General features: G+C 39.9%; 14 protein-coding genes. 5 read left to right on the top strand and 9 right to left on the bottom strand.

Annotated features, from left to right (window positions below; genetic code table 11):
* Positions 1-125: 125 nt before the first annotated feature.
* From BUA53_RS02950 to BUA53_RS02935, 4 genes are all read right to left on the bottom strand, one after another.
* Positions 126-3,194 carry an efflux RND transporter permease subunit gene (locus tag BUA53_RS02950; protein ID WP_072833755.1) on the bottom strand — a complete coding sequence of 1,023 codons (3,069 nt, stop codon included), beginning with the start codon at positions 3,192-3,194 and terminating at the stop codon, positions 126-128.
* Positions 3,191-4,123, bottom strand: coding sequence for an efflux RND transporter periplasmic adaptor subunit (locus BUA53_RS02945; RefSeq protein ID WP_072833754.1), 933 nt, complete (start codon positions 4,121-4,123; stop codon positions 3,191-3,193). The genes BUA53_RS02950 and BUA53_RS02945 overlap by 4 nt, the downstream gene beginning before the upstream one ends.
* Before the next feature lie 9 nt (positions 4,124-4,132).
* On the bottom strand, positions 4,133-5,371 hold the full coding sequence (locus tag BUA53_RS02940) for a TolC family protein (protein WP_072833753.1): 1,239 nt from the start codon (positions 5,369-5,371) through the stop codon (positions 4,133-4,135).
* Between the two features lie 276 nt (positions 5,372-5,647).
* Positions 5,648-8,128 carry a TonB-dependent receptor gene (locus tag BUA53_RS02935; protein WP_072833752.1) on the bottom strand — a complete coding sequence of 827 codons (2,481 nt, stop codon included), beginning with the start codon at positions 8,126-8,128 and terminating at the stop codon, positions 5,648-5,650.
* A 768-nt stretch (positions 8,129-8,896) separates the two neighbouring features.
* Here BUA53_RS02935 and BUA53_RS02930 point away from each other — a divergent pair.
* From BUA53_RS02930 to BUA53_RS02920, 3 genes are all read left to right on the top strand, one after another.
* Positions 8,897-9,331, top strand: coding sequence for a PepSY-like domain-containing protein (locus BUA53_RS02930; RefSeq protein WP_072833751.1), 435 nt, complete (start codon positions 8,897-8,899; stop codon positions 9,329-9,331).
* Between the two features lie 272 nt (positions 9,332-9,603).
* On the top strand, positions 9,604-10,281 hold the full coding sequence (locus BUA53_RS02925; protein ID WP_072833750.1) for a response regulator transcription factor: 678 nt from the start codon (positions 9,604-9,606) through the stop codon (positions 10,279-10,281).
* Positions 10,278-11,543, top strand: coding sequence for a sensor histidine kinase (locus tag BUA53_RS02920; RefSeq protein WP_072833749.1), 1,266 nt, complete (start codon positions 10,278-10,280; stop codon positions 11,541-11,543). Before BUA53_RS02925 ends, BUA53_RS02920 begins: the two co-directional genes overlap by 4 nt.
* Positions 11,544-11,676: 133 nt before the next feature.
* On the opposite strand, the gene BUA53_RS02915 is transcribed toward BUA53_RS02920, so the two are convergent.
* Positions 11,677-11,967, bottom strand: coding sequence for a GlsB/YeaQ/YmgE family stress response membrane protein (locus tag BUA53_RS02915; protein ID WP_072833748.1), 291 nt, complete (start codon positions 11,965-11,967; stop codon positions 11,677-11,679).
* Between the two features lie 181 nt (positions 11,968-12,148).
* Here BUA53_RS02915 and BUA53_RS02910 point away from each other — a divergent pair, with 181 nt between their 5' ends.
* Positions 12,149-13,210, top strand: a complete 1,062-nt coding sequence (locus BUA53_RS02910; protein WP_072833747.1) for a cytochrome-c peroxidase — start codon at positions 12,149-12,151, stop codon at positions 13,208-13,210.
* 63 nt (positions 13,211-13,273) lie between these two features.
* Here the strand turns inward: BUA53_RS02910 and BUA53_RS02905 are convergent, their stop codons facing one another.
* The 4 genes from BUA53_RS02905 to BUA53_RS02890 all read right to left on the bottom strand — a co-directional run bounded on the left by BUA53_RS02905 (position 13,274) and on the right by BUA53_RS02890 (position 16,644).
* Positions 13,274-13,981, bottom strand: coding sequence for a LytR/AlgR family response regulator transcription factor (locus tag BUA53_RS02905; protein WP_072833939.1), 708 nt, complete (start codon positions 13,979-13,981; stop codon positions 13,274-13,276).
* 7 nt (positions 13,982-13,988) lie between these two features.
* Positions 13,989-15,176 (bottom strand): sensor histidine kinase, encoded by a 1,188-nt coding sequence (locus BUA53_RS21410; protein WP_217652919.1) that lies wholly within the window; start codon positions 15,174-15,176, stop codon positions 13,989-13,991.
* Positions 15,177-15,306: 130 nt separating this feature from the next.
* Entirely contained in the window at positions 15,307-15,657 is a 351-nt protein-coding gene (locus BUA53_RS02895; protein ID WP_072833746.1) for a hypothetical protein, read from the bottom strand.
* Between the two features lie 213 nt (positions 15,658-15,870).
* Complete coding sequence (locus tag BUA53_RS02890) at positions 15,871-16,644, bottom strand: DNA-formamidopyrimidine glycosylase family protein (protein ID WP_072833745.1); 774 nt, start codon at positions 16,642-16,644, stop codon at positions 15,871-15,873.
* 827 nt (positions 16,645-17,471) lie between these two features.
* Here BUA53_RS02890 and BUA53_RS02880 point away from each other — a divergent pair.
* Complete coding sequence (locus BUA53_RS02880) at positions 17,472-18,752, top strand: T9SS type A sorting domain-containing protein (protein ID WP_139256321.1); 1,281 nt, start codon at positions 17,472-17,474, stop codon at positions 18,750-18,752.
* Positions 18,753-18,872 lie beyond the last annotated feature (120 nt).

Raw genomic sequence — 18,872 nt, 5'->3', positions numbered from 1 at the left:
GGAAGACTCAGTATGCTGCCATAAGAAGTTCTGACCTTCTGCTTAATCTTAAGCAGAAATGAAAACAGGCAGACTTTTTTGACAGGCAGCTAAGCCCGGCAGTTAGCATGGTAATTTGTATAATGTTAAACCTTAAGATGTTGAAACTTACTCTTTGCACGTTTTCTATAAAGGATCCTTAAAAAGGAAGGTAATACGATCAAAAGCAATGGAAGCGCCGTAATAAAACCTCCAATCACTGCTATAGCCAATGGCTGATGCAATTCTGCCCCGGTGCCAATGCCTAATGCCAAAGGCATGAGGGCAATGATGGCTCCTAATGCTGTCATCAACTTGGGCCGTAGCCGGGTAGAAATCGCATAAACCACGGAATCATCTACATTGTTGCTTTCCATTAGTGATTCCCTGAATTGCAGGAAGGTAAAAATGGCATTCTCTCCAATGATTCCAACGATCATGATCAAACCAGTATAACTTCCGACGTTTAGTGGCGTGTTGGTAAAGTATAATGCCAGGTAACTACCTGAAATACCAAAAACTGCAAGCAACAATATCAGGATGGCAACGAAGAAATCCTTGAACAGGAATAAGATCACGCCAAAGACGAGCAGGCTGGAAGTGACCAGGATCAAGAGTAATTCATGAAAGGATTGCTGTTGTTGCGCATAGGCACCACCATACTCTATATGATAACCCTGGGGCAATACCATATTGGCAGATACTTTGGCCTTGATCTCTTTCATGGTGCTTCCCAGGTCACGGTTTTCCAAACGGCCGGTAACCACCCCCATGGATTGCAGGTTTTCTCTTTGTATCTCTGCATCACCACTATTCACCTGAACAGTTGCCAGCGATGTAATGGGCATGAGCCTGCCTGAGGGTAGAAATACCTGCAGGTGTTTGATACCTTCCACGCTTTGCGTATGTGTTCCAGGGTACACCAATCTTACCGGGGAGAGTTGTTGCCTTTCCAGTATGGCGCCTGCCTGTGTTCCCTGCAATCCCAATTGCACCTGTGTCTGCAGTGCCTGGGGAGTTAGCCCATACTGGGCCAACACTGCAGTGTTGGGAATAATACTTACCGAAGGTCCGGAGATCACGATGCCGTTGAATACATCGGCAGCACCATCCACTTTTTCCACCAGGCTGCCTACCTGTTCTGAATATTGTTGCAGTTGTTTTACATTGTCTCCATATATTTTTATTTCAATGGGCTGAACAGATTCCATAAGGTCGCCAAGCATATCACCAATTACCTGCCCGAAGTCAATCTGCAGGGCAGGTTGGGAGCTTTCTATTTGTTTGCGGATATCAGCGATCACTTCTTCTGAAGAACGGCTTCTTTTCTTTTTTAACTGTATCAGGTAATCGCCATCATTGGGCTCTGTGATAAAAAAACCCATCTGGGTGCCTGTTCTTCGTGAAAAGGCTTCCACCTCCGGCACTTTATTGATAGTTTTCTCCACCTGGAGTAACATGCGGTCTGTTTCTTCCAGCGACGTGCCTGGTGGTGATTTGTAGTCCAGAACAATACTTCCCTCGTCCATTTCGGGCAGGAAACCTGTTTCCAGGCGTGGCAAAACAAACCAGATGGAAAATGCCAGGACCGCAATGATCACTAAGCTAACATAAGGCTTATGAATAAAAAAGCCCACCCATTTTTGTTGTTTGACCTCATGGGTTTTTACATCTTTAGCGTTTGTAACATCCTTTGGCTTTTCCTTTGTCAGAAAAAGGTATATCACCGGCAGGCAGATCCAGGTGACAAAAAAGGAACAGACCAATGCAATGATCATGGTATTGGTCATTACCTTGAAATAAGCACCAGCCACACCGCTCATTAATTCGAAAGGAATAAAGATCACAATAGTGCTTAATGAAGATCCGATCATAGCTGGCAGCAAATAATGAATGGCCTTTTGCACTACACTTGTGGAGGGTTCGTCGGGGTGTTCTTCATGTGAACGGTGTATCTGCTCTACCACCACAATGGCATCATCTATAATCAGTCCAATAGCTGCGGCAATGGCGCCCAGGGTCATAATATTCAGCGTATAGCCTACAGCATAGATCACAATCAGTGAAAGACAAATGGTTACAGGTATGGTAATTAAAATAGTGGCACTTGCCTTCAAAGAACGAAGGAAGATGATGGCAACAATAATGGCCAGCACCAGGCCAATCCAAAGACTGTCGGTAACACTTTTCACGGAATCATGCACAAAGTCTGCCTGTACATAGTATGGTTTGATGGTTACACCATTGGGAAGGATCTTTTTCAATTCCTCCACTTTCTGGTCCATCTCACGTGAAATATCTATGAGATTGGTATTGGGCTGTTTGATCACCGCTACCAACACGCCAGGTTTTCCATTGGCGTTGATCTTGGTGTATTCCACCCCTTCCGAGATCTTTACAGTTGCAATGTCCTGCAGCAAAACAATTCGTTTGCCATTGTTTGATACTACCAGTTTTTGCAGTTCTTCCAAAGAATGCACCGTGGCATCTGTAACCGTCAGGTAGAGCAGGCGGTAATCCGTCAGGTATCCATTTGACTGAATGAAATTGGTTTGTGTAAGCGTATTGGTTAAAGCTTCCGGCGTTATGCCCAGGGTGCTCATTTTTTGCGCATCAAGCATCAACCAGTATTCTTTTTGTTTTCCACCACTGATGCGTACCTCGGCCACACCGGGAACCTGGGATAAAAATGGTTTGATGGTGTACAATGCCAGTTGCCGCATATCTATGGGCGTATGGCTATTGCTGTTTGTTTCCAGGGTGTACCCGATCACAGGCAGGATAGAAGGGTTCATTTTTTCCACCGTGATCTGTACATCGGGTGGAAGACTGTTCCGGATCTGGGCAATCCTTGATTCGATACGTTGCTGGCCGAGGTCCACATTGGCATTCCAGCTCATGAATGCAGATATCTCGCAACTTCCACGGCTGGTAGTGCTGCGCACATCTTCCAGTTCCGGCACCTGCTTGATGGCATTTTCCAGTGGCTGTGTAACGGTAACCATCATCTTGTTTACCGGCTGGAGTCCTGCATCTACAATGATCTTGATCTTGGGAAAGGTTATTTCAGGAAAGAGGGAGGTTTGCAGTTTGCCATAAACGAAAGCACCACCCATAATAATGAGTACAATTATGACAGTAAGGGGGTTCTTGTAGGATATAAAAAAGTTTCTCATTCCTGGCTTTTAACGATTTTAACCCTGGCAGTATCTGCCAATCCATAATTCCCTGTGAGTAATATCTTATCTCCGGTTTGAAACTGTGGCCTCAGGATCTCCACCCTGTCAGCAGTTTCCATTCCTTTAATGATGGGAACCTTTACGGCTGTTACAGAGTCGATCATTTTCATTACCCAAAAATTTGATTGGGCTTCATCGGTGAGCACAGCCTGTTTTGGCAGGGAAGGAGTATTGTTCTTTTGTGCCTTTATAATGCGCACTTTGGCTATAAGGTTTTGCGGCAAGGGCTTTGACTGGTTTACTCTTATTAACACCTGTTGTGTTTGAGATGCTGAATCCACATTGGGAAGGATGGAGTTGACAACACCATTCACATGTGTCCCATCGGGTAGGTTCAGTTCCAGTTGTTTGCCTTTGGTCACATATTGTCTCAGTTCATAGGGCAGGTTTAAAACAAATCCAAAGCTCCTGGAATCCGTCAGTACAGCCAGTTGTTCGCCGTCCTGGACATAATCTCCTGGCTGATGATTCAATTCCTGTATGTACCCGCTTGCAGCAGCTTTAATGCTGATCAGGCCATTAAAATGGAAAGAGGGGTCGAGGTCATTAATGGTATTCCCCAATGCTTTGGATTCTTTGGTTTGCAAGGTAAAAGCCTGTTGCCCGGCATGTACCATTTCCCCCAAATGAACTTTCACAGATTTCAGGTACCCATTGGCAGATGCTTTAATAAAATTGCTTTGAAGGAAGGAGGAAGTGGCATTGAGGTCAACGTAGTCATTGAGTGTTTGCATATGAATGGTGGTAACTGTAACAGGTATCTGCACAGTTTCAGGCGCCACTGCTTCATCGCTAGTATCTGCTTTATCCTTACAGGAAACAAAAAACAGAAGAATGGTAGCCAGGTATATATTTATTCTTTGCATACTATCAATTTAAGGTTTCACATTCCAGTAATTGACCTGGTTCAGGATCTTCAGGCGGTTGATATTATTTTGTGTCAGCAGGTTTTGCGCCTGCAGGTAATTATTTATGGCCGTTACATAATCTTTCATTGTGATATCTCCTGTTTGCAAAAGTTTTCCATTGGCTACAATAAGCGTATGTGCATAGCCGATCTGCTTATTTATTTTTTCAACCATAAGATCAATGGAAAGCAATTGCTGTTTTAATTGCAGTAACTGCATATTGTGCTGGTTCACATAGAACTCCCTGTTACTTTGCCTTGTTCTTTCCTGTATATCAATGCGTGCCAGCTTCATTTGCTTTTGTCGTCCATCATAAATGGGAATAGTAACACTTACACCGGCACTCAAACCGAAGTTTTTATAGGGTGTGTTTTGTAAGCTTGAATTGTATCCGGCATCTGTATAGGCACCTATCCTGGGCTTGTACTCAAAATTGACCAGGTCTTTTTCATTAGCCAATCGAAGGCTATCTGTAATAAAACGGCTATAAAAAACTGTGTTGTAAAAATCCATTCCCAATGAGTCCGTCAAGGCCGGCTTTTCAATTCTTTCTATGGTTGTATCTACCAGTCCTGACAGGTAATTCAGGGTAAGGAAATCATTGTTGTATTGAATTTGTGCCTGCAGCCAGGTCAGTTCCTGTTGCTGCATGGTTACATAGAATGTCAGGTAATCCGTTTGTTTGTAAACGTTTGCCTGGGTCAGTTTCTTTAGTGCCTGTTCTTCTCTCTGCATCAGGTCATACACTTCCCGGTTAAAATCCATGGCTAAGAGGTCTCCATAGGCAGCAATATATTGCTCTGTAATGGTTCTTGCGAGGTCCTGTTGCGATAAGGCAATGGTATCCAACAGGGATCTGCGCTGCAGGGCAATGGTCCTGTATTGTGCGCTGATCTGTCCGCGGGATAAATAATTGCGGCTGGCCTGTATCAGGCCGGAGATGTTGGCCCTGTTGGTAATGGCTTCATCATACCCCCAGCCATTAATGATGGGAGCATAACTGTTGTTGCTCAGGAAATTGACTTGTGGCCCAAGGGAGGCTTTTAATAACTGGCTGTCAATTTGTAATGAAAGTACCTGGTTTTGAAAATCTTTCAGCCCAGGGCTGTTTTGTTTGGCATTTTGCAGGAAATAATCCAGCGTATGGGTCTGTGCATAGCCTGCCTTGAAAAGTATGATCAATAGTAAAATACAACAAAACCTCATTCTTTCTTTCGTTAATTATAAGGCAATCCCTGTTCTGTAATAGTTATAAATTTTCTAGTTTAAAATTATCTATTGATCATTTTAAACAGCCTGCACAATTAATTCTTTCGCGACCCATTGTTATTCCATCATTTGATAATTCAATTATTATTCCATGGATTCATGCTTTACACCAATTCATTTTACATCCTCTATTAATCTAAGGCACCGGGATTCTATAAACTTAGCCACGGAACCCTAATATATTCTAAAGTGACCGCTTTATGTTACCAGCCATTAATCTGTAGGACCATTTATACCCCCGGGAATTTCATCTTTTTCTTTTTTAAATTCCAGTTTTCCAAATTTCCATGTGAAATTGACACCAAAAGACCTGAAGGGAATCTTCCGATTACTGTTTAATGAAAAATTGGGCCCTTTTACTTCAGTTTGTTGATTAACATATTCATTAAAAGGATTAGTAGCTGTAAGAGCCAGGCTACCTTTTTTATTCCAGAATTGTTTGCGAAATGCAAAACTATAAGTAACAAAAGAAGGATAACGGCCCTGCACCTCATTGCGGGGGGAATTGAAATTTCCAAAAAACTCTCCCACCCATCTGGTATTGAACTGGTAAGTTAGGTTGATATTCATCCGGTAATTAAAGCTGTATGCATCAAAACCTGGCTGAAGTACATTAATAATATGTCTGTGAAAAAAGAACAGGTTGCTCCTGAATGTGAATTTATTGGAGTAATGAATGTCCCCAAACAAATTAAGTCCTGTATTTTTTTCCATACCAATGTTCTCTCTTGAACTGACAGAGACATTGGAAAAAGTGGAATCTCCAATAACCAGGACAGGATAATACATAATATAAGGCTGTATATCATGATTATTGGCCCTGTAAAACAAATTGGCCATGAAAGATCCTACAGATCCAAGGTCAAGGGCATATCCCAACTCATACCGGTTGCCGATCTCAGGTTTTAAATATGGGTTGCCTGCAGTAATGTTTTTTGGATCAGCCGTATTGATAAAAGGGTTGAGGTCACCATAATCAGGTCTTTCTATTCTTTTTGAATAACTGAGTTTTAATGTGTGCCTATCACCTATTTTTTTAGAAAAGTATATGGATGGAACCAGTGTGTTGTATCCAGGAGTTGGGATTTGCCGTTGTGCATTAGAATAAAATGAGTTGATTTCCGTCCTTTCATAACGGGCTCCCATCTTGGCATCGAATAGCGATCCAACGGGTAATTTTATTTCAGAGTAGAATGCATAAACTTTTTGATGGTAATCAAGGTTGTTCGATAAAGCCTTGTTTCGAGTATAGGATTTTAAGTTTGGAACCAGGCTCCAAATATCGGCCTGGCTGGAAATATCCAATAAACTGAATTTGCCTCCCAGTCCCAATTGAATTTCCTTTTGTAATGGTTGTGTATAATTCACTTCCAACTCAGTTTCAGTTTCCTTTCCAGGGTTTCTATTGTTAATGCCATAATATAAAGAATCCATAGGCAAAAGCAATTGATTGTTTCCAGCTGTTGATGTGCTGTTATTAAGGCTGGATGTGATGGAAACTTCTAATTCCTGGTCCTCTTTGTCAAACGTTCTTTTATAATTGAAACCAGCATCTATATTATGGGCTTTATAAAAGTTTGAGGTATTGCTTAAAGAATTTACATCAGAAAGCAATGACTGGTCAGCAGACCAGTTCTTTTGATGTTGGAAAACAGTGCCATTACCAGTATAGCCAAATTGGTTATAGCTAACAGAACCAGAATAATTATTTTTCTCTTTTACCGTCCAATCGAAGCCCAATCCAGTTTGAATTGCCTGCCTTCTAAAACGGCTTGAACCATCTTGTTGGTATAAGGTCGATGTATGTTGAATTGAATCCGATGAATTGCGGTTGGATGTATAAGGGGTGGTTGCATAAGGCCTGATATTTCCACTTACATACGCATGAAATCCAAAGTCGTTTTTGCGGGCATTGAAATTAAAAGACCCATTATCAGTGCGGGAGCCACTGGCTAGTGAAATAGTACTATTTGTGCCATGGGCCGTATTCTTTTTTAAAATAATATTAATTATACCTCCTAACCCTTGTGCATCATACCGGGCGCCAGGATTTGTAATGACCTCAATGCTTTTTATCTGGCTGGCCGGTATGCTTTGCAACACGTCAGCTATGTTACTGCCAAACATTGAAGATGGCTTGCCGTTGATCAGGAAACGAATGCCTGAGCTGCCGGATAGCTCTACATTGCCATTCACATCTACGGAAACCATGGGAACTTTTCTTAAAATATCCGTTGCGACACCCGATTGGGAGGTAATATCCTTCTCTGCATTATAGACCATTTTGTCGATCTTGTTCTCTACCAATCTTCCGTGGGCCACTACGGTGATATTCTGAAGTGAGACGGATTTTTTGGTTAAGGAAATATTTTTAAGATCGATGATACTGTTTTTTGTTATTTCGATTGTAGGAATATTAAAAGAATTATATCCTATGGATTCTACCATTAATCGATAATTACCCGCAGGAATATCGTTAAGGGTAAATAATCCCGCGTTGTCAGAAGTGGAACCCGAAAAAGGCAATTGGCTTGCAGAAGTATAAATAGTAATAGTAGCATATTCAAGCGGTAAATGCGACGCTGAATCTATGATCTTTCCTGAAAGTATAGCATTGCCAGCTTTTTTAGACTGAGCGTAAACTGGGTGCAAAAACAATAAAATCAAAAAAAACAGTATAAAGGGTCTTTTCACAATTCTTATTTAAAAGGGCCAAAATTAGTAGTCAATTCTGTGCGAAATCTGATGAGGCAAAAGTTTTGTCGCAACCGCATTTTATCATCACAGATAACTAAAATGCCTTCAGCATGCTGAAGGCATTAACAGGGTAGGGAGTAAATACAGGCATTAATTTCTCTCTACCTATTCAAAAGACATACCCACTAAGTGTTAATAGGGATCAATAGCTCAAATCTGGAGGAAATCTGAAGTGGGGAAGAAAATATTCATATTTTTTATAAAAGTGAGTTTTTAATTATTATCATATGGTCGCTGTGCTATCGACGGGGTTCCAGATAGCTATACCGCTCGTGTTATTTTCTTGCATGATACAAAAGGTTTGAAACAGATGCCGCCATTAATGAATAACAAAATGAAATAGCTCTTTCGGGGTATGAAGAAGGACATATAAAACCTAATATCTGGATACTATCGGGGTTTTAAGATAGTGATTTCATTTCCGGTAATCAGTCGCACTATAAAATGAATAATGGAAAAAAACAGGAATGGCAAATTGAAGGCTTGCACTACAAGAATGCGCATAGTTTTTATCTGTCCTGCGAAAAATCAAAGGATGTTCCCAATACCTTGTATTTGATTGAAAAGTCAAAATTGGTTGCTAAATCAAATAAATGATTATTTAACATAGATATTTAGTTAAGATTAGAAAGTTTGCTGAAGTAAAGTGGAAATCTTCAGGATTTCACCAGATTGCTAACAGAGATTAGCAGGTAAATAAATTTTATGAAAGCAAAAATCATTTTATTGTTAGGTTCAGTTGTAGGATTTTCCTGTGCTTTACATGCCCAGGATGTAAAGAGCTCTGAAGTGCCGGTAGTTGTAAAAAGTGCTCTTCTACATAAATACCCGAATGCAACTAAAGTAAGTTGGGAAAAAGAAAAAGGAAATTATGAAGCGAATTGGGGCGGAAAAGGAGGAGAAGATAATTCTGTTCAGTTCAACGCTGCCGGAGAATTCATTGAAATTGTAAATGCCATTCCCGTAAGCCATTTGCCTAAGAATGCAGTTAGTTATATTAAATCGCATTATAAGGGTGCCCGGATATCAGAAGCGGGTAAAATTACAGATGCAAAAGGCAAGATATCCTACGAGGCTGAGGTGAAGAGGAAAGACCTGGTATTTGATGAGCAAGGTAATTTTATTAAAGCGGAAGATTAAGCACCCGGTTCATTGCATATTTTTACGGACCGCATAGCCTGTGGTCTTGTAAAATATCTGCACTTGTCAGAAAAAATGCGGGATATTTTGCAGCTTTGGAAACAGGTGTTGATCAATTCATGTATAATTACTCGAAGATTTCTTTACATTTCAATATTGGTCAAAACCAGTGATTATAGATTATTGTTTTGCTAGAATTGTAAATGAAATCATTGCTGAATAAAGGAATCGTGCGGTGCTGAGGCATGCCAAAATCATTATAAATCCTTGAAATGAAAATCTTGATCGTTGAGGATGAAAAGGAATTATCACAGAGCATCTGTGCTTACCTGAATAATGAGCAATATTTTTGTGAATCGGCTTATGATTATCATGCGGCCCTTGAAAAGATTCTGCTTTATGATTATGCCTGCGTGATACTGGATATCTCTCTTCCCGGAGGTAATGGAATGGATTTATTAAAGCAACTGCGGTCTATAGATAAAATGGATGGAGTGATCATTGTATCAGCGCGAAATTCAATTGATGACAAGGTAAAGGGCTTGTTGGCAGGAGCGGATGATTACCTGACTAAGCCTTTTCACTTGCCAGAATTGGCTGCACGGGTTTCAGCCATTATTCGTCGTAAATCTTTTGATGGTAAAAACCTCGTGCGTTTTGATAACATTGAACTTGACCTGCATGAGAAGGTTTTGAAAGTCAATAATATACCAGTGGAACTTACAAAAAAAGAATATGAACTCCTATTATATTTTATAAGCAATAAAAACCGGGTAGTTGCTAAAAATGCTATAGCTATTCATTTGTGGGGTGATAGTTTTGATATTTCAGATAACTATGATTTCATCTATACTCATATTAAAAACCTACGGAGAAAGCTTGTTCAGTCAGGTGCTTTGGATTATATAAAGTCAGTCTATGGCATGGGATATAAATTTTCAATGTCGTGAAGCTGTTTACACGATATAACCGCGCCAATTTGATCGCGAATATTATTATTTTCCTGATCGCCAGCGTGGCCTTTTACTTTGCACTCCGTTTTATACTTATCAAACAGATCGATGAGGATCTTGAAATTGAACATGATGAAATTGTAGAGTATGTACAAAAACATGATCAGTTACCTGAAAGTTTTTCTGTTTCAGACCAGGTAATTTTATTTACCCCTGTTAAACAGGAAGTACATCCGGGGTATTCCTGGGCTGCTCTACAACAAAAGAATGAGGAAGAACCTGAAGAATTCAGGCGATTCTTGTTTCAAGTAAAAGCAGGGGGTAAAAGTTATAAGGCTGAGATTTCCAAGTCCTTTGAGGGGTCCAATAGCCTAATGCGTTCCATATTATTCATTACGGTGAGCGCTATTTTTGTCATTTTAATCGTATCTGTTATTCTTAACCGCTATTTATTAAAGAAGCTTTGGAAACCATTTTATGTCACACTTGAAGCCGTGAGAAATTTTCATATCGGAAAGGGAGATCTCATGATGCTGCCATCGACATATATTGAAGAGTTTCAGCTTATGAATGAAACCCTTAAAGAAGTTACCCAGAGTTCCCGTGTTGAATATTTATCACTAAAAACGTTTAGTGAAAATGCTTCCCACGAAATACAAACGCCCATTGCCGTGATACGTTCAAAACTGGACTTGCTGATACAGGACGAGCAACTCACGCAGGGTCAGGGTACCCTGGTGCAAAGTGCCTACAATGCGATAGATAAACTTAGCCGTTTGAACCGTTCTCTGTTATTATTGGCCAAAATAGAAAACCACCAATTTGATAACAGGGGGGAAGTATTACTGTATGATAAAGTGAAAGAAAAAATTCTTGATTTCAAGGAATTGTGGCAATCCAGGTCTATTACTGTTGATATTTCTTTGAAAGAAAGCATTGTTCAAATGAACCCGGAACTGGCAGATATTTTACTAAATAATTTATTCAGCAATGCGACGGGACATAATTACAATGGGGGAAACATCAGTGTGAACCTTGCTCCCGGATCATTAACTATCAGCAATACCAGCAAAGAAGCAATGCTTGATCCTAAAAAACTATTTCAACGATTTTATAGGCCTTCTTTTGATAACCATCATAATGGCCTTGGACTATCCATTATTAAGCAAATAGCTGAAGTTTCAGGTATAACTATAGACTACAGGTATATTAATCAACATCATCATTTTAACGTAAAATGGAATAGTAACCAGGGATGATTCCTGGTATTTTGCCTTTTTATTGAAAAGTTTTGAGGATTGGTAGGCATTGACAAAGTCTCATTACGTAAGCACAATGGTTATGACAATATGTTTTAATATTGTCTGTCCTATAGAAGTATTGGATACAATTTTAGTAATCATTGCGACCCACGAAGGCTCTTCGCAACAAGGCCATGACAAGTGTAAACAAGGCAGAACCTATTATGGCCCATACAATGGGGAATGGTCTTCCTTCTATGGATATTTCCCATATTTTGGGTAAGGCAAATTTGGCGGCAATCCAAAGACCGATATAAGCACCTATAAAACCAACCACAATAGAAACAAGGCAACCACCAAGGTCGTAGCCAGCTAAAGATTGTCCAATAGCGCCACAAACGGCGGCTATGATCAGTAAAATAAGGAAGCCAAATAGTGTCATGGAATAAATTTAATTAAAAAAGCTCATGTTTGGCAGTTAAGCTTGCTGCTATTATAGTAAGCAGGTATAAAATGATCAGCTTTGCCGGAAAGTATTTTCACTATTCACAATCATGGTTTTCAATGTTCGTGGTCAGGGTTTTGACAGTTAACAGAATTTACTTTTAATCCAAAACCTGTTCATGAAAAAGTTAGTTTTAATAAGCTGCCTGCTGGTTGTAATAGCTATTTTGGCTTGCACCCAGGGCAACAAAAATAAGATAGCCACTGCTTATGGCAACTTCACTGAAGATTCAATCAAGAAGCTGGCACATGCCTTTTTTCAACCAATACCGGCTGTGGCTGACAACCAGGACAACGCAGTAACTGACGATAAAGTACAACTGGGAAAGATGCTTTATTATGATACGCGGCTTTCAGCCAAAGGCAATAAAAGCTGCAACTCATGCCACGACCTGCAAAGCTTTGGAGTGGATAACCAGCGCACCTCTATTGGAGATAATGGTAAAAAAGGCAATAGGAATTCACCAACTGTTTTCAATGCAGCATTGCATAACATGCAGTTCTGGGATGGCAGGGCTAAAAATGTTGAGGAGCAGGCTGGTATGCCTATTTTGAATTCGATTGAAATGGGCATTCCTCATAAAGGAATGTTGGTGCAACGACTTGCTAAAGTAGACAGGTATAAAGAGCTGTTTGCTACTGCCTTTCCGGGAGAAAAAGCACCGTTGAACTATACCAATTTAGAAAAAGCTATAGCAGCTTTTGAGCGTACACTTCTCACCCCTTCCAGGTTTGATAAGTATATGCAAGGTGAAACTGCAGCCCTTACAATGGAGGAAAAAGCAGGGCTTGTTACTTTTATTAAGTCAGGGTGTACCAACTGTCATAACGGTGTAGGGATAGGAGGGGCACAAATGCAACGCTTTGGCCTGGTAACCGATTACCGGACACTTACCGGAAGCAAGGTAAATGACGAAGGCAGAATGGCTGTTACCCATAAGGTTTCCGATAAAGACGTATTCAAGGTGCCGGGATTAAGAAATGTCATTGGAACTTATCCCTATTTTCATGATGGCAGCATTGTGCAACTGGATTCTGCGGTAAAGATCATGGGGAAAGTTCAGTTAAATAAACAGCTCAAAACTGAGGAGGTAAATAGTATCATAGCATTTTTAAGTAGTCTTACTGGTGACATAAAGCCAAGTGCAAAAAATATTCCCAAAGACCTGGTGCAGGATTAAGAGGGGCAGATTGAGGTTTAATGAGAATAGTTTTTTGATTTGCCATTCGAAACCCAGGAAATTTTATAATAGTTTCAGTACAGTATTCCTATACAATTTTCCGATAGGAATTTCTGTTTTGTTGATCTCAATGATCTCATTGGTGAAGGTGCTGATATGGTGAATAGCAACGATGAAGGAGCGGTGGGTGCGGATGAATCTTTTCTCAGGTAACATAGTTTCTACAGATGACAGTGATTGTTTGGTGATAATGGTGGTGTTGGTTGTATACACTTTTACATAGTCTTTCATGCTTTCAATGTATAATATATCATTAAGTAAAACCTTTACCATTTTCCGGTCGGCACGGAAGTACACGAAAGATTCAGTTCTTTTTTCTTCCAAAGGTTGAAATTTTTCTTCGGTATCTATGGTGGGTTGTTTAGGAAAGGCCTTGTTGACCGCTTTGATAAACCTGTCAAACCGGATAGGTTTCATGAGGTAATCTGCAATGTCAAGTTCATACCCTTCCACGGCATATTCTGCAAAGGCCGTAGTAAATATTATTTTGGGAGGAGTGTTTAATGTTCTTAGAAAATCAATCCCATTGAGCTGGGGCATCCTGATATCCAGGAATAGCAAGTCTATGTCCTGCTGCTGCAGCATTCCTATTGCCTGTATGGCATTACTGCATTCCCCGGTTAGCTGCAGCATGGGTAGCTGTTCTACATATCGCTTCAGCACTTCACGGGCTGGTGGTTCATCATCAATAATTAAACATTTAATAGCCATGGTTTTATCAGGCATTCGCTGCCATTAATATTGGTTCCTGCGAAAGGATGTTAAGATCTTTTCTTTTTTCTAGTTCCAGTTTAAGGTTCACTATAAATACTTCTTCTTCATTGTTGATCACTAATTCATATTTGCCGGGGTACAAAAGTTCGAGCCTCCTGCGGACATTATCTATTCCAATGCCAGTGGCGTGTAATACATTGGTTGTTGCAGGCTTGCTGTTCAAAAGATGCATTGTCATATGATTTTCATCTAAAAGCACAGTAAAGCTAAGCCATGGATGCTCCAGCATATTGCTGAGGCCATGTTTGAAACAATTTTCAACAAAGGGAATGATCAATAGCGGTGATATAAATGTGTTGCGCGTTTCATCGCCTGGCAATTCTATATGCAGGTCCAGTTGGTTGCCATAGCGAATACGTTCCAGGTTGATATATTCCCTGATCATAATCAGTTCTTTACTGAGTGGCACAAGGGGTTGATTGCATTCATACAACATATAGCGGATGATATCGGATAAACCCATAACCAGCCTGGAAGCAATGGCAGAAGTATCCTGAGTATAAGAGTAAATGTTATTGAGTGTATTGAAAAGAAAGTGTGGATGCACTTGTGCTTTCAGCACTTGCAGTTGCGATTGAATGTTTTCTTTTTGCAATTGCAGGTTTCGTTGTCCTTCTGTATACCAGTGTTTCATTAATTTGATAGCTGCCGCCATTCCCCCGATTGAAATGCCACCACGCAATCCTGCCATTAAGGAATAGAAAAATATATTGGAACCAGGCAGGGGATGTGATGGAACTATAGCAGATTGGGATAAGAAAAAGATGCGTACGGGATCAATAATATAAATGGCGGTAATCCCAGACAATGCGGCTGTAGCAAAACCGAGAATGATTATCCAAATGGCCGACAAAATATATTTATGGCGAACTATGTAAAAAGGAATTACGAAATACATTAATGAGTAGGATAGAAAAATATGAGCCGGCATGAAGAGGATCGAATCAATAAATGAGGTTGGTATTCTTTTCAGGAAACTGACCTCCGGCATATGAACGAAGCTATATATAATGGTTTGAAATATGCACCAGGCCGCCCAAAAGCTTAGGTGCCTTTGTATCCTGTATTTCGGTTCATTGGAAAAGATAAAAGGATGCTCAGTCATAATGATCCACTCCTTTAAAGTTACCATTACTGTATGGATAAGTTACAACCGTAGGTGTAATAATAGAGGTATTAACAGGTTTTGTCGACTAAAGAGCTTTTTCGACGATTGACAATGCCGCCATTCATCAAATAGAAGCAGGCATTATTTGGAATGATCAATGGCTTTTGAATGCGTTGGCAACCAGTAACCTGTTTTCACCAGGTGATTGCTTGGTATTCCATGCCGCAACAGATGCCTCCAGGATCTTTCTTAGGCCCATTAGTGTCTTTCTTTTTTTAATATTGATCCTGATGCCAACCAGTTTTTCTTTATAGATAACCTGGTTGTCATTATTGTAGAAATAGATAATAGAATTCAAGGGTGTTTTGATATTGGATTCTACCACCCAGTAGCCATTAGGAGAAATCCATTTAGGAGTGAATATTTTCTCTTCCTGTGCAGCACAGTTCATTGAAAAGGCAATTAACATGGAGGTGCAAACTAATATGAAGGTATACTTTCTCATGATCCCTGATTTTATTGGTTAAGTGACCGTTTGCTGTAAAACTAAAATTGATACAAGCTGAAAAAATGGATAATAGATGAGGGTAGATGATGCGCAAACAGATATAGGGAAAATGATGATGAGAGGATCCGAGGGTAGTTGAAAGCACCTGGTCTACAATACCTGAGCAATGTTAGTATTCGTACGTTGTTTGCACCTCCAGGCCTAAATTGTTTAATACAGTACCTGTTCATCGGTGTAGTAAGTATTTAGCATTCCTCTATCAGCCACCCTTATTTTAGCACCTGTGGGACTTTTTTCTTTTTTCTTTGTATGAATATCGAGGAAGTCTCTTACTTCTCCATGGATCAAATCCGGATGGCTATTATAAATTTTGGTGGTTGCTTTTTTCAACACCTTTTTAATATTCTTTGCGAGCTCATTAATCTTTTCATCTGGGATAGCCTCAGCTTTTGAAAAAGGAGAAATACCGGTTTGCCAGAGTATTTCGTCCGAATAAGCATTGCCGATTCCACGTATAACATTCTGATCAAGTAAAACATTTTTAATAGCAGCCTTCCTGTTCAATGCTTTTTTTAAAAAACTGTAATTCAATTTTGGATCAAGTGCGTCTATCCCTTCCTTATCTTCAGGATCGAGCTTTATGAATGCCGCTTTGAAACGATCGGTGAGGGCCAGGTTAGTTCCCCCATTAAAATAAAATTCCACCTTAGTTGATTTTCTTTCATTTTGTTCCTGGAAAGGTATCAGATCACCTGTAAGCATAAGGTGAAGTCCAAGGACCTTGCCATTAGAAAATAGAAAACGCATTTCTTTCCCGGACCTGTATACGTCTTTTAGCTTTTGTCCTTCCAGGGCTTTGGAAAGGTCCTTTTGTGAATCCTTAATGTTTTTGTTATTGACCAGTTTGATCCTGGATAAGGTCTTTCCGCCAAACATTTTTTTAAGGTTCCTGGTAAAGACTTCTATATCGGGTAATTCTGGCATTTTTAGATTATAATCCCTTTATTAGTTCAAAGGCCGTTCCCTTTGTTTAACAGGGGCCTAAAAAGAGTTTCACCAATTATGAACATATTAATGCACATTCAAATGAGTTTTTCTTTTAACCGTTGAGCCTGTTTTATGAAGTCATAAAGGTTGTTCTCTTTATTGACCTGGGTTGAAAACAATAGGTATAAATTCTATGCATTAAGTAGAACTACGGATTTCATCCACCGCCCCATACACCAGGTATGCCGAGGGTTGTCCCCAGCCAGGAAGGAGATATAGATTGAGCAGGCAAATGAGTTTTAATCTGGCATACTAAATTCCCGATTGAAAAAGATGAAGCGAATGTCAGGAAGAGTCCTTTACTTTCAGAGGTCTAAAATCAGTGCACAGTAACAGCTTAATTCATGTTCATGTTACACCGGGGAGATATTGATTTCATTTTGTGCTTTTATTTATTCAAGACTGATGAAGGCAGGATTTTATAGAGTGTGCATCTATTTTGAAAGAAGGGGGTTGGTATTTCCTTTAAGAGTATTGCCGATCGGATTTGTACGCAAATTTCAATTTTCATACTATCAATTTATAAAGTTTTGCCTTTCGATAGATGTAAGGAGGGTCATTAGTAATTCTGAAAAAATAATATTATTTTTGTAGTCTGTCCATACCTGTGAAAGCCTAAGCGACCAATCCCTATGAAATGAAAAAACTGATTGCTTTATTGTTGATCTGTTTTCCTGTACTTATTCAAGCACAGAATACAGATCTTCCTGGCCCCTCTGCTAACCTGCAGACAATTCCTTCGGGCAGCTCTAATGGACTAACAGGTGCCAACCGCCCCCAGTTGTATCGTTTTAACAGGCAATGCAGCCAATGTCGATATCCGTTATGATCTAACCGGGTTTCGGCCAAAGGCTGCTGTACTTACAGATGGAGGCAATCAAAACATTCATCTTACCTATATGACTGAATGTGCCATTCCATCGGCAAGCTATGCAACTTCTACAGGAACTGATCTGTTGTCAAATTGTTTCACGTTTGCATCCGAACCTCACAATACAAAATCCGGAGCGGCTGTTAATAACGCTATCAGTGCTATTAAAGATTTTGTTTCCAAGGGTGGCAACTTCCTTGCGCAGTGTGAGGCTATTAACAATTATGAAAATAATAGTTCGGGACGCTTTCAAACCAATTCAGGCATAACGATCAGCAATGCCAATATCGGTACTACTCTTTTATACCCCAATCCTGATTTAAGCTTTTGCCAGTTTGAAGGTGATTATAATGCCAGCCTGGGTGGGAGCTTAAAAAACTGGAAGATCATTGGAGCTACTGTTAATAATGAGCATGATTTTGCTACGGGTACAGGTTCTAACACAAGTTCAATCGGTGCCAGTGTTTCCAAGTATTTATATGGAAAAGGAAGCCTGGTGTTTTACTTAGGGAATCACTCTTTTGCTGCTACCGGTCTTGCCGGTATCAATGGAATGCGCATGTACATGAATGCTTTTTTGACACCTTCCAATACCAACTGTCCCATTCTTACCTATATTCCTTTGGGTGTGAAACTGATTCAGTTTTCAGGGAGGGTTAAAAATAAAACTATACATCTTACATGGGATGTAGATGGAAATGAGACAGCAAAACGATTTGAAGTGGAACAGAGTATAGATGGTAATAATTTTGTTCTTTTAGATACTATTGCAATAAGGAATAAGAATGGAAAGGGAAAGTACTATTTCTCTAAAATACAAACTACTCCTGCTCATTATTACCGTTTAAAAATAATCAATAAGGATGGACTGAAACAGTATTCCAATGTATTGTTGTTGCAGGAAGAAGTTAGTCATGAGCAAAACCCGTTAGTTGTATTTGATAACCCGGTTTACAATGAGTTGAGTTTTAGTTTCAGGGCCAGGCAGCGAACTGTAATTAATATTATCCTATACAATTCTATGGGATCTATTATCTACAGTAATAATTTCAATTGCATGGAAGGTGTCAACAGGTTTACATTACCAGTTGAATGCCTTGTTGCCAAAGGCAGTTATCTTATTGATGTTATAGACCATTCAGAGCGATACAGCGCAAAAGTTATCAAACGATAATGGAAAAGTGCTGGCTACCTTCCGGATAAGCATCTACAGGGTATGGTAAGTGATCTCCTAAGAAACGGCGGTTTGCTTATTGAATGTAAAAAAACTCAGTACCGTATCATTTTCGCCGTC

It is taken from the genome of Flavisolibacter ginsengisoli DSM 18119 (assembly GCF_900129295.1).
Lineage (GTDB): Bacteria > Bacteroidota > Bacteroidia > Chitinophagales > Chitinophagaceae > Flavisolibacter > Flavisolibacter ginsengisoli.
Note: the sequence above shows the minus strand (reverse complement) of the source record. Positions and strands in the feature narration are given on the sequence as shown.

Bases quoted from the DNA above. Each gene is read 5' to 3' on its own strand.
- BUA53_RS02950 (WP_072833755.1), bottom strand. From the start codon at position 3,194: ATGAGAAACTTTTTTATATCCTACAAGAACCCCCTTACTGTCATAATT.
- BUA53_RS02945 (WP_072833754.1), bottom strand. From the start codon at position 4,123: ATGCAAAGAATAAATATATACCTGGCTACCATTCTTCTGTTTTTTGTT.
- BUA53_RS02940 (WP_072833753.1), bottom strand. From the start codon at position 5,371: ATGAGGTTTTGTTGTATTTTACTATTGATCATACTTTTCAAGGCAGGC.
- BUA53_RS02930 (WP_072833751.1), top strand. From the start codon at position 8,897: ATGAAAGCAAAAATCATTTTATTGTTAGGTTCAGTTGTAGGATTTTCC.
- BUA53_RS02925 (WP_072833750.1), top strand. From the start codon at position 9,604: ATGAAAATCTTGATCGTTGAGGATGAAAAGGAATTATCACAGAGCATC.
- BUA53_RS02915 (WP_072833748.1), bottom strand. From the start codon at position 11,967: ATGACACTATTTGGCTTCCTTATTTTACTGATCATAGCCGCCGTTTGT.
- BUA53_RS02910 (WP_072833747.1), top strand. From the start codon at position 12,149: ATGAAAAAGTTAGTTTTAATAAGCTGCCTGCTGGTTGTAATAGCTATT.
- BUA53_RS02905 (WP_072833939.1), bottom strand. From the start codon at position 13,981: ATGGCTATTAAATGTTTAATTATTGATGATGAACCACCAGCCCGTGAA.
- BUA53_RS21410 (WP_217652919.1), bottom strand. From the start codon at position 15,176: ATGGTAACTTTAAAGGAGTGGATCATTATGACTGAGCATCCTTTTATC.
- BUA53_RS02895 (WP_072833746.1), bottom strand. From the start codon at position 15,657: ATGAGAAAGTATACCTTCATATTAGTTTGCACCTCCATGTTAATTGCC.
- BUA53_RS02890 (WP_072833745.1), bottom strand. From the start codon at position 16,644: ATGCCAGAATTACCCGATATAGAAGTCTTTACCAGGAACCTTAAAAAA.